This is a genomic window from Streptomyces capillispiralis (assembly GCF_007829875.1).
Lineage (GTDB): Bacteria > Actinomycetota > Actinomycetes > Streptomycetales > Streptomycetaceae > Streptomyces > Streptomyces capillispiralis.
The window spans coordinates 7,478,938-7,491,795 of the sequence record NZ_VIWV01000001.1; the positions used below are offsets into that span (position 1 = coordinate 7,478,938).

Annotated in this window: 1 protein-coding gene; it reads left to right on the forward strand. The window is 76.9% G+C overall.

Annotated elements, in window-relative coordinates; genetic code table 11:
• Positions 1-23 precede the first annotated feature (23 nt).
• A complete protein-coding gene (locus tag FHX78_RS37985; protein WP_145870964.1) occupies positions 24-12,857 on the forward strand; it encodes an SDR family NAD(P)-dependent oxidoreductase in 12,834 nt (4,277 codons plus the stop codon).
• Position 12,858 lies beyond the last annotated feature (1 nt).

Genomic DNA, 12,858 nt, shown 5'->3' on the forward strand with positions numbered 1-12,858 from the left:
TCGGACCGGAGGACAACGGCGCCATGAAGCCCCATGCCGTCACGGGTGATTTCCGCGTCACACGAGCCGATCTCTCGGCCTTCGCGGAGGCCGGCGGGGACCTCAGCCCGCTGCACGTCGACGAGGCGTACGCGCGCCGGACCCCCTTCGGGGGGCCGGTGGCCCACGGGGCGCTGTGCGTGCTCCACGCCCTGGCCCTGAACCCGGTGCCGCCCGGGCTGCGCCTGGCGGAGCTGCGGGCCCGGTTCCCCGGCCCCGTTCACCCGGACCAGGGCTACCGGTGGGAGGCGCACGGCGCACCGGACGGCTCCGCCGGTTCCGTACGCGTCCTCGACGGCCGGCGCACCCTGGTCGAGATCGAGGCGCGGTACGTGCCGGGAACCGTGCACGCGGCCCCCGCCAGGCCCGCACGGCCCCGGTTCACCGCCTCGGCCGCGGACACCACGGCACAGGCCCTGGTCCCCGGTGCGGAAGCGGGCGTCCGCTACCGCCCCGACTGGCCGGCGCTCACCCGGTTCGTCGACGAACGAGGGCTGACGGACCGGGGGATCGGAGTGGAGCACGCGGCCGTGCTGGCCTGGGCCAGCCAGCTCGCCGGAATGGAGGCACCCGGCCGCGCCGCCCTGGTCGCCGGCATCGACGCCGACTTCCGGCCGGGCACCGGCAGGCGGGGGTTCTCCGGCCGGGCGGTGCTCGCCGACGTGGACCCGCGCTACCGCCGGGTGCGGCTGACCGGCGAGGTGACCGCGGGACACACCACGGCGCGGGTCGAGGTCCGCGCGTTCGCCCGGCGCGAGACCACGGCGCCGGACCCGGCCCGGCTGCGCGGCCTGCTCGGCAGCGGCCCGGCAGGTGCCCGGCCGCCGGACGGTACGACGGCCGCGCCGTGCGGCGGCAGGACGGCCGTGGTGTGCGGCGGCAGCCGCGGCCTGGGCGCCGCGCTCGTCCAGGCCCTCGCCCTGGCCGGAGCCACCGTCCACATGGCCTACCGCGACAGCACGGCCGAGGCCGAGGCCCTGGTCGCCGCGCTCGGCCCGGACGGCGCCCGGGTCCACCTGCACCGGGGCGACGCCGGGGACCCCGCCTGGTGCGCCGACTTGCTGCGGGCCGTCGAGGACAGCGGCGCCGCCGCCGACCTGCTGATCCTCAACGCCGGTCCGCCCGCCCGGCCGCTGGACGTGCACCCGGACACGGTCGCGCGCTCCGCGGAGCACGTGGCCGAGGCGGTGCGGCTCGCCCAGGCCCCCCTGGCGGCGTTCACCGGCCACCTGGCCGACGGCGGCCTCGTCGTCACCGTCTCCTCCGCCTACGCCCGCACACCGCACCGCGGGCTGTCCCACTACACCGCCGCGAAACGGGCGGTGGAGGGCCTCACCGAGGCCGTCGTCTCCGAAACTCCCGGCCTGGCCGCGCTGCTCGTCCGGCCGCCGCGGCTGGCCACCACCTTCGCCGACAGCGTGGCCGACGGCTCGGCCCTCGACGTCGAACCCGTCGCCGCGGCCGTCGTCCGCGCGGTCGCCGACGGGGTCGCCGCGGGGACCACCCGCGTGCTGGCCCACTTCGGTGCGCCGGATGCCGCGCAGGCCCCGGATTCCGGGGATGCCCCGGCGGGCCCGGACGGGTTCGGCGCACCGCGGGCGGACGGCCCGTCGGGGCCCGCGGAAGGCGGCGCGCCCGGCGCTCCCGCGGGTGCCCCGGAGGACGTCCCCGTGCGTTCGGCCGCGGTGTCCGAGGGTGTGCGGGCGGACGGATCCGCGGCCGGGTCCCCCGGCCGGGGCGGGCCCGCCGGGGAAGCGGATGAGGACGCCCCCACGGGCAGTCTCGTGGTCGCCGCCACCTTCACCACCGACCCGCTCCACCCCTCCCTGGCCCACTGGTGCGAGCGGCTCGGCCTCGACCTCGCCGTACGGCCGGCCGCGTACGGGCAGGTGTTCCAGGAACTCCTGGACCCGGGCAGCGCGTTCGCGGCCAATCGGCACGGCTGCGACGTGGTCCTGCTACGGGCCGAGGACTGGCCCGACGGGCCCGAGGGCGAGCGCACCGCCGACGAGTTCGCCGCCGCCGCGCGCACCGCCGCCGCCCGCCTCCCCGCACCCCTGCTCGTCGCCCTCTGCCCGCCGTCACCCCCGGCCGTCGCCCGGCGCGGGAACGCCCTCACGGCGCTCGAGGAACGCCTGCTGGGCGCCCTCGCGGGGATCAGCGGGGTGCACACGGCCCGGCTGGCGGACCGCGGCGACGGCCACTGGGTGGCCGACCACCACGACGCGGCACGCGAGGAACACGCGCACATCCCGTACACCCCCGAGGCCTGCACCGCGCTCGGCACCTCGGTGGTCCGCATCGTCCACGCGCTGCTCGCCCGCCCCTACAAGGTGCTCGTCCTCGACTGCGACAACACCCTGTGGCGCGGGGTGTGCGGTGAGGACGGCCCGCTCGGGGTGGAAACGGCCCAGGCCCACCGTCGGCTGCAGGAGTGGGCCGTGCGCCGGCACGACGAAGGCGTACTCGTCTGCCTGGCCAGCAAGAACACCGCGGAGGACGTCGACGAGGTGTTCCGGCTGCGCCCCGACATGCCGCTGCGTCCCGAGCACATCGCCGCCCGCCGGGTCGACTGGAACCCCAAGGCCGCCAACATCGAGGCGCTCGCCGGTGAACTCGGCGTCGGACTCGACTCCTTCGTGTTCCTCGACGACAACCCGGTCGAGGTGGCGGCCGTCCGCGCGGCGGTACCCCAGGTGCTCGCCCTGTGCCTGCCCCCCGACGAGGCCGACTGGGACGCCTTCCTCGCCCGGCTGTGGGCCTTCGACCGCACCGAGGTGACCGAGGAGGACCGGCGGCGCACCCAGATGTACCGGGCGGCCCGGCACCGTGAGGAGGCCCGCGAGGCGGCGCCCTCGCTGGCCGGGTTCATCGAGGGGCTCGGGCTGCGCGTGGACGTACACGAGGCGCACGACGGCCAGCTGCCCCGGGTGGCCCAGCTCACCCAGCGCACCAACCAGTTCAACCTCGCCCCCCGGCGCAGGACCGAACCGGAGCTGCGCGCCCTGCTCGCCGACGGCACCCGGTGCTGGGTGGCGGAGGTCGCCGACCGGTTCGGCGACTACGGACTCGTGGGGGCCGCGCTCACCCGGGACGAGGGCGACGAGGTCCTGCTGGAGACCTTCCTGCTCAGCTGCCGCGTCCTCGGGCGGGGCGTGGAACACGCGTTCCTGGCCGCCGTGGCCCGGGCCGTCCGTACCGAGGGCGGCCCCGCGGTCCTGAGCGCTCGGCACCGCCCCACCGACCGGAACGCGCCCGCGCGGACCTTCTTCCGGGAGGCCATGGGCGAGCCCCTGGCCTCCGGCCCCGCGCAGGGCGAGGACGGGACACAGGTGCACCGGGCGCCGTTGGACCGCCTCGCCGGGCTCGTGTTCCGGCCCGACGACGGAGCGGCGCGGGAGGATCCGGCGGCCCGGCGCCCCGCCGCGCCCGCCGGCGTCCACCGGGCAGGGGACGCCACCCGGCGCTCCGCACTCGCCCTCCTGGCCACCGGACTGCCCGACATGGCGGCACTCCACCACGCCGTCATGGGGGAACCCGCCGCCGTGCCGGCCGTGATGTCCACCGCCGTGCCGACCCCGGTGCCCACCACCGTGCCCACGGCCGCCCCCGACGCCCGCGGGCCCGAGGGGGCCGAACCGTTCGACGCCGTACGGGCCGTGGTGGCCCGGCTCAAGCGGATGCCCCTCGCCGGGCTCACCCCGGAGACCACGCTGGAGTCCCTGCGACTGGAGTCCCTCGAGATCGTCGACGCCACCGTCGCCCTGGAGAAGGACTTCGGACGGCTGCCGAAGACCCTGTTCTTCGAGCACCGCACCCTCGGCTCCGTCGCCCGCGCCCTGCCCCGGCCCGCCGCGTCCGGCCCGCGACCGAGCGGCCCGCCCGCCGCGCCCCCCGTGCCCGCGAACGAGCCGCCCCCCGGCCGTGTCCCCGCGGCGGCCCCGGACCCCGCCCCCGCGGTCGCCCGGGCGCACTCCGCCGCAGCACCCGAGGACGGCATCGCCGTCGTCGGCATCGCGGGCCGCTATCCGGGAGCGGACGACATCACCCGGTTCTGGGAGAACCTCAAGGCGGGCGTCGAATCACTCGGCGACGTCTCCGTGCGCTGGGAGCGCAAGGACGTCGTCGACCCGCGCGGCGGGCCCGCCCGCACCTACACCTCGGCCGGCGGACTCATCGACGGCGTCGACGAGTTCGACGCCCTCTTCTTCCAGCTCGCCCCGAGCGAGGCGGAGACGATGGACCCGCAGCAGCGCCTCTTCCTGCAGACCGCGTACCACGCGGTCCAGGACGCCGGGCACACCCCCGCCGGTCTCGGCCGCGACGTCGGCGTCTACGTCGCCTCCATGGGCCCTGACTACGCGGTGCTGAGCGCCAACGCCGCCCTGGAGGGCGGCAGCCGGTACCCGAACAGCGACCTCTACCAGATCGCCAACCGGGTCTCGTACTTCATGGACTTCACCGGGCCCAGCATCGCCGTCGACACGGCCTGCTCCGGTTCCGGCGTCGCCCTCCAGCTCGCCTGCGACGCGATCCGCGCCGGAACCGTCTCGGCCGCCCTCGCCGGCGGGGTCAACGTCATCCTGCACCCCGCGCGGCGGATCCAGTACGCGCAGCTCGGCATGGTCTCCCGGGCCGGCCGGTGCATGCCCTTCGGCGCCGACGCCGACGGCATGGTGACCAGCGAGGGCGTCGGCGCCGTACTGCTGCGGCCGCTGCGCGACGCGCTCGCCGACGGCGACCACGTCTACGGCGTCATCCGGGCGGTCGGAGCCAACAGCGACGGACGCACCAACGGCTTCACCGTCCCCAGCCCGCGGGCGCAGGCCGACCTCGTCTCCCGGACCCTGCGCCGGGCCGGCACCGACCCGTCCACCATCGGATACGTCGAGGCCCACGGCACCGGCACCCCGCTCGGCGACCCCATCGAGATCCGCGGCCTGGGCAAGGCGTACGCCGGTGCCCGTCCGCCCGCGCCGATCCCCGTCGGCAGCGTGAAGGGGAACATCGGCCACACCGAGGCGGCGGCCGCCCTCGCCGGACTGACCAAGGTGCTCCTGCAACTGCGGCACCGCACCCTCGTCCCCTCCCTGCACTCCCAGCGCCTCAACCCCGACATCGACTTCGCCGCCACGCCGTTCCACGTCCAGCAGTCCACCGCCGCCTGGCCCGCCGCGCCGGGCGGCACCCCGCGCCGCGCCGCCCTCAGCTCCTTCGGCGCGGGCGGTGTGAACGTCCACCTCGTCGTCGAGGAGGCGCCCGCGCCGCCCCGTACCGCCCCGGCACCGGCCGCACCGGAACTCGTCCTCCTGTCCGCCCGGGACGAACCGGCGCTGCGCCGGGCCTGCGACCGCCTCGCCGCGCACCTGCGCACCGCCGGCCCCGAACTCCGGCTCGCCGACGTGGCGTTCACCCTGCGGGAGGGACGCGAACACTTCGACACCCGGCTCGCACTCGTGGTCACCGGGACCGAGGAACTGGCGGACCGCCTGGAGCGGCTCGCCGCGCCCGGTGGTGAACTGCGGGAAGCGGCGCGGGACACCGACGCGGCGGCGCTGGGCCTGGCCGACGACGGCGGACGGCTCGACGACGTCTTCGACGGGACACCCGGCGCCACCGACGTGCTGCGCGCCCTCGCCGACCGCGGGGAACTGCACAAGCTCGCCCGGCTCTGGTGCCGGGGAGCACGGCCGGACTGGGCGGAGATCCTGCCGTCCGCGGGCGCCCGCCGGGTGCCGCTGCCCGGCTACCCGTTCGCCCGCACCCGGCACTGGCTGTCCCGCACCGACACGGGCACCGGCCCGGTCGCGCCGCCCGCCCCGCCCCGGCGGGCCGAACTCCACGTCCCGGACTGGACCCCGGCCCAGGTCCAGGAGGGAGCGGCCGGGCAGCGGGCCCGCGTGATCGTCGTGGGCGGCACGTCCGCCTGGTCCGAGGGCGCCGACCACCGGGTGGCGCGGCCGGACGAGGTGCCCGCACCGTCCGACGGCCACCGGCACACCGTCGTGGTCGACCGCCGCGCCCTGGACCGGGCCGCCGAGCCCCTGGCGCCGTGGCTGCGGGAGATGACGGACACGCTCGACGTCCTGCCCGCCCTCGCCGACCGGAGCCCCTCCCTCACCTACGTCACCCTGGCCCGCCCCGACCGCGACGATCCCGCACCGTCCCTGGCCACCGGGTTCGGACGGGCCCTGGAGCGTGAGGCGCCCGGCTTCCGCGCGGTACGGATCGAGACCGGCCCCGGCGAACCCGCCCTGGCCCACGTCCTGTCCCTCGTCGCCACCGGCGCGCCCGAGGCCCGCGCGGACGGCCCCGGCCACCTCGTACGGACCTGGACCAGGGCCACCGTCCCCGCCGGAACCCCGCCGTTCCGGCGGGGCGGGCACTACGTCGTCACCGGAGGCGGCGGGGGCGTCGGCCGGTTGCTGACCGCGTACCTCGTCGAACGCTGGGCGGCCCGGGTGACCTGGGTGAGCCGTTCCGGCGGCGGCGCCGGACCCGGCGGCGCGGTGCGCCGGCTGCGCGCCGACGTCACGGACCCCGGCGCCCTGGCGGCCGCCCTGTCCGCCGCGCGCCGGGAGCACGGACCGGTCAACGGGGTGTTCCACGCCGCCGGGGTGCTGAACGACGGCGCGGCCCGGGACCGCACCCCGGACGAGGTGCGCGCCGTGCTCGCGCCGAAGACCTGGGGCTGCCTCGCCGTGGACGAGGCGACCTCCGGCGACCCGCTGGACTTCTTCGTGCTGATGTCGTCGTACGTCGGCACCCTCGGCAACGCCGGCCAGACGTCGTACTGCGCGGCCAACCGCTTCCTCGACGCGTTCGCCGAGCACCGCGCCTCCCTGGTGGAACGGGGGACGCGGTCCGGCCGGTCGGTGTCGGTGGCGTGGCCGCTGTGGAGCGACGGCGGGATGGACATGCCGTCCGCCGTCCGCCGTCTGACCGAGACCACCGTCGGTCTCACCCCGATCGACACCCCGGCCGCGCTGGCCGCCCTGGAGGACGCGCTCCTCCTCGGCCGCCCCCGTGTCCTCGTCGGCTTCGGCGACCGGTCGAAGATCGGCGCGGCGCTCGGCGCCGTCCCGGCGGCACCTCGGCCGGACGACGCCCCCCGGTCGGCGGCCCCGGGTGACGATCGGGCCCGGCTGCGCGACCTGGTGCGGGAGGAGGCCGCAGCCCTCGTGAAGATCCCGGCCGAACAGGTCCGCGACACCGTCGAGTTCGGCGACTACGGCTTCAACTCCCTGCTGTTCACCGACTTCGCCAACCGCCTCAACGACCGTCTCCGACTGGCCCTCACCCCGGTGGTGTTCTACCAGCACTCGACCGTCGACGCGCTGACCACGGCGCTCCTCGACAGCGCCGCCCCCGCCCTCGCGGCCCCACCGGCACCATCCGCAGCACCACAGGCACCCACCGCACCACCGGCACCGGCCGGGCTCACTCCCGGACCGGCCCGCCCCTCCGGCGCCGCGACGAGCGGCACTCCGGCCGCCGCGCCCGCCCACCGGACGGACGGCACCATGCCGCCGGTCGCCGTCATCGGCATGGCGGGACGCCTGCCCGGATCGCCGGACCTGGACGCCTACTGGACGCACCTGATCGAGGGCCACGACCTGGTCCGCCCCGGCCCCGCCGGACGCTTCGGCGCCCCCGTTCCGGCGGGCGGGTTCCTCGACGACATCCTCGGCTTCGACGCGGAGTTCTTCGCCGTGTCCCCGCGCGAGGCACGGCTGATGGACCCGCAGCAGCGGCTGTTCCTGGAAGCCGCGTGGCACGCCGTCGAGGACGCCGCGCTCCGCCCCTCCTCGCTCGCCGGCAGCCGCACCGGCGTCTTCGTCGGCGCCACCCTGTCCGACTACTCCGACCTGCTCGCCCGGGCGGGCGAGGAGGTCGCCGCCCACAGCATCACCGGGCACGTGCAGAGCGTCATCGCCAACCGGCTGTCGTACCTGCTGGACCTGCGCGGCCCCAGCGAGGTCGTCGACACCGCCTGTTCGAGCTCGCTCACCGCGCTGCACCGGGCGCTCGGCGCCCTGGAGGCGGGGGAGTGCGACCTCGCCGTCGCGGGTGGCGTGAACGCCCTCTTCTCGCCGGCCTGGTTCGACTCGCTGGGCCAGGCCGGCCTTCTCTCGCCGACCGGCCGGTGCTGGACCTTCGACGAGCGGGCCGACGGCTTCGTACGCGGCGAGGGCGTCGGCGTCGTCGTCCTCAAGCCCCTGGACCGGGCGCTGGCGGAGGGCGACCCGGTCCGCGCCGTCCTCCGGGGCAGCGCCGTCAACCACGGCGGCCGGGCCCACTCCCTGACGGCCCCCCGCCCCGAGGCGCAGGCCGAGGTCGTCACCGCCGCGCTGCGCCGGGCCGGAGCCGACCCGCGCAGCGTCTCCTACGTCGAGACGCACGGCACCGGCACCCGGCTCGGCGACCCCATCGAGATCGCGGGTCTGACCGCCGCCTTCGGCCGCTCCGGTGAGCACGGTGACGGACCCTGGTGCCACCTGGGCGCCGTCAAGGCGAACATCGGGCACCTGGAGTCCGCGGCGGGCATCGCCGGCCTGCTGAAGGTGCTGCTCGCCCTCCGCCACCGCACGCTGCCGCCGAACGCCGTGGGGGAGCGGGCCAACCCGCACCTGCGGCTCGACGGCACCCCGTTCCGGGTACCGCGCGAGGCCCAGCCGTGGCGGCCCCTCGACCCGTCCGGCAGGCCCCTCCCGCTGCGCGCCGGCGTCAGCGCCTTCGGCTTCGGCGGGGCCAACGCCCACCTGGTCGTGGAGGAGCCGCCCGCCGTCATCCCCGGCTCCCGGCCCGAACCCGGCCGGGAGCACGTCCTGGTGCTGTCGGCCCTCGACGAGCGCAGGCTGCGCGCTCACGCCCTGGCGCTGCGCGACGAACTCCGGCGCGACCGGTACGCGTTCGCCGACCTCGCGCACACCTCGCGGGTGGCCCGCGATCCGCTGCCCGCGCGGCTGGCACTGGTCGTCCCCGGCAGTGCCGAGGCCGTGGCCGCGCTCGACGCCCACCTCGCCGGGGGCACCGCCCCCGGGCTCCACACGCGGAGCAGCGGGCGGACGGCCACCGACGGCACGGGCGGCCCGCACGAGGCTGCCCGCCGCTGGGTGGCCGGCGAGGACATTCCCTGGCCGACCGAACCGCACCTGCGCCGAGTGCCCTTCCCGGCCCGCCCGTTCGACCACTCCGTCCCCTACGGTCCCCGGGCCGTCCCGCGGGCGGTGGGGGGCGACGGGGCCGGGCCGGTGGCTGCTGCGGCGGGTGCGGGGGCCGGCGGGACCGATCCGGTGACGTCCGCGCCGGGCGCGCGCGTCGGTGGAACCGGTTCGGCACCGTCCGTTCAGGCGGCTGAAGGCGGGCAGCCCGCGCCGGACACCGGGGCCGGTGGGCCGGTCGCGGGAACCCTCCGGCTGCTGGCCCGCACCTGGACGCCCGCGCCCGCCCCGGCCCGCAGCCGGTCCGGGCGGCCCGCCGTCACCCTCATCCTGGTCGGCGCGGAGGCCGGCCCCGGACTGGCCGAGGAACTGGCGGGCCTCGACGGACACGACCTCGTCGTCCTGCGCGAGCCCTCACCCCTGCCGCTGCCGTGCGCCCGCACGGTGGAGACCGATCTCGACGACCGGGAGGAGACCCTCCGCGCGGTGCGCGGGCAACTGGCCGCGTACGGGCCGTTCGACGTGGTCGTCGACGCGGTCGACGCCCTCGCCTCCCCGCAGCGCCCGCCCCGGCACGCGGGCCGGCTGGCACTGCTCCAGGAACTGGTCTCCCACGCCCGGGAGCACCCCGTCACCCTGGTGCACGTACGGCCGACGGCCACGACCCGCGGGCCCGGTGAGGCGAGCGGCGTCCTCGACGCGGCGCGCATGGCCGGTTGCGTACGGGCCCTGGGCGCGGAGTACGCCGCCGTCACCGCCCTCACCGTCGAGTACGACGCGCTGCCCGACGGCGTGCCCGGCCCCGTGGCCCTCGCCGCCGCCGAACTGCCCGCCGACGCGGGCACGGACCCCGCCGAGGTGCGCCACATCCACGGCACCCGCCGGGTGGGCGGGCTGGCGCCGGTCGCCGTTGCGGACGCCGGACTCGACGGGCGCCTGGGCTCGTTCGCCGTACGGGCGGACCGCCCCTACGTGATCACGGGAGGGACCGGCGGTCTGGGCATCGCCGCGGCGGAACTGCTCGTCACGCGCGGAGCCCGGCGGCTGGCCCTCACCGGGCGCCGGGCGCTGCCGCCCCGCGAGGAATGGGGACGGGCGGCGGCGGACGACTGGTGGAAGGACTGCGCCGACGCGATCCTCCGGATGGAGGCGGCCGGGGCGCGCGTCCTCGTCGGCCACGGCTCCCCGGAGCGGCTCCCCGCCTTCCTCGGCGAGGTCCGCGCCGCCCTCGGGACTCCCGCGGGTGTCCTGCACTGCGCGGGCGCGGTGTCGCCCACGCCCGCCTTCGTGCACAAGGACCCGCACGAGTTCGACCTCACCTGGGAGCCCAAGGGGCCGGCCCTGGCCGCACTCGACCGGGCGCTCGGGGAGGACGAGCCGGACTTCGTGGTGCTCTACTCGTCCGTCTCGGCGCACATGCCGCGGCTCGCCGTCGGCCTCTCCGACTACGCCGCCGCCAACGCGGCGCTCGACGACTACGCCGAGTACGCCGCGGCCCGCGACCGGAACGGCGCCACCCGCTGGTTGTCCCTCGCCTGGGGCAGCTGGTCGGGCATCGGCATGGGCGAGGTCACCACACCACGCTACGCCGAACTGGGGCTCGCCCCCCTGCGCCCCGCCGACGGGCTGACGCTCCTGGACGCCGCGCTGGCCACCCCGGAGCACACCACACTCGCCGCGGTCGCCACCGTGCCCCCCGCGGCCGGTCACACCGCCGCCGCGCCGGCACCGGGTGCCGCCGCCCGTACCGAGGTGCTCGCTCGTGCCACGGCGGACGGGCACCCGGAGGGGCCGGAAGGAGAGGCCGGCGCGCTCGTCGACCGCTGTGCCGACCACGTCACCGGCATCCTGGCCGACGTGCTGGGCATGCCGCGGGAACGGATCGCGCCCGGCCGGCCGTTCGCCGACCTCGGTGTCGACTCGATCCTCATCGCCGGCATCGTCGTCCGCCTGGAGAAGGCCACCGGAGCGCCCCTCGACCCGTCCGTCGTCCTGGAGCACCCGACCGTCGAACGGCTCGCCCGCCACCTGGTCCACGCCCACGGACCGGGCATCGCCCGCTGGGCGGCCGCGTCGTCCCCGGCACGGGCGACGCCGGGCACGACGGGCGTCCCTGCCGGGGGAGCCGCGCCGGCGCCGGACCGGACGGGTGTGCCGGACGCTTCGCCTCCGTCCGCGCCGGTCCCCGGCGGTGCCGGTAGGTCCGCCCTGGCGCACGGTGCCGGCGCGGCCTCCGCGGACGTGCCGCTGGCCGTCATCGGCATGGCCGGCCGGTTCCCCGGCGCCGCGGACACGGCGGCCTTCTGGGAGCTGCTGCGCCAGGGCCGTTCCGGTATCCGCGAGGTACCGCGCAGCCGCTGGGACGTGGCCTCCCGCTACTCGCCCGAGTACGCGCCGGGCATGAGCATCAGCAAGTGGGGCGGCTTCCTCGACGGCATCGAGGACTTCGACACGGCCTACTTCGGCATCCCCGAGGCGGACGCCGCACACGTCGACCCCCTGATCCGGCTCTTCCTGGAGGCGGCCGAGACGGCCCTCGCGGACGCCGGGTACCGCGGCGAGGAGCTGAACGGCCGCGCGGTCGGCGTCTTCGTCGGCTCCGGGACCAGCACGTACGCCTCCCGCATCGCGGTTCCCGGCCGGGCCACCGCCACCGGGCTCAACCAGAACTTCATCGCCGCCCACCTCGCCCACCTGCACGACCTCCGAGGCCCCAACCTCGTCGTGGACACGGCCTGTTCGTCCTCGCTGTCCGGCCTCCACCTCGCCCGGCAGTCGCTGCAACTCGGTGAGTGCGAGATGGCCTTCGTGGGCGGTGTCGACCTGCTGCTGGACGAGACGCCGTACCTCTCGCTCAGCGCGGCCCGGGCCCTGTCACCCGACGGCAGGTGCCACGTGTTCGACGCCTCCGCCAACGGCTTCGTGCCCGGCGAGGGCGCCGGCGCGATCCTGGTCAAGCCGCTGCCCGCCGCCCTCGCCGACGGCGACCGGGTCCTCGCCGTGATCGAGTCGACGGCCATGAACAACGACGGGCGCACCATGGGCCTGACCACGCCCAACCCCGACGCCCAGCAGGCGGTCGTCCGCGAGGCGCTGCGCCGGGCCGGCGCCGACCCGGCGAGCGTGTCCTACGTGGAGGCGCACGGCACCGGGACCATGATCGGCGACCCCATGGAACTGCGGGCGCTGACCGCCGTGTTCGCGCGCTCCACCGACGAGCGTCAGTTCTGCGGCGTCGGCAGCGTCAAGTCGAACGTGGGGCACCTGCTGATGGCGGCGGGCATGGCCGGTCTCCAGAAGATCGTGCTGTCCCTCGGACACCGGCAGTTGCCGCCCACCCTGCACTGCGAGCGCCCCAACCCGCGCTTCAACTTCGAGACGTCACCGCTGCGCATCCAGGACCGGCTGGAGCCCTGGCACCCCCGGCACGGAGTCCGCCGGGCCGGCCTGAGCGCGTTCGGCTTCGGCGGCACCAACTGCCACGTCGTCCTCCGCGGTCCCGTGGGCCCCGAGGAGACCGGCCACACGCCCAGGCGCGCGCCCCTGCCGCCGCCCGTGTTCCAGCGGCGCCGGCACTGGGTCGAGCGCACCGCCCAGGACGATCCGCCGCGCATCGCGCCCCGCCCGCTGCTCGAGCTGGAGGAACTGATCTAGC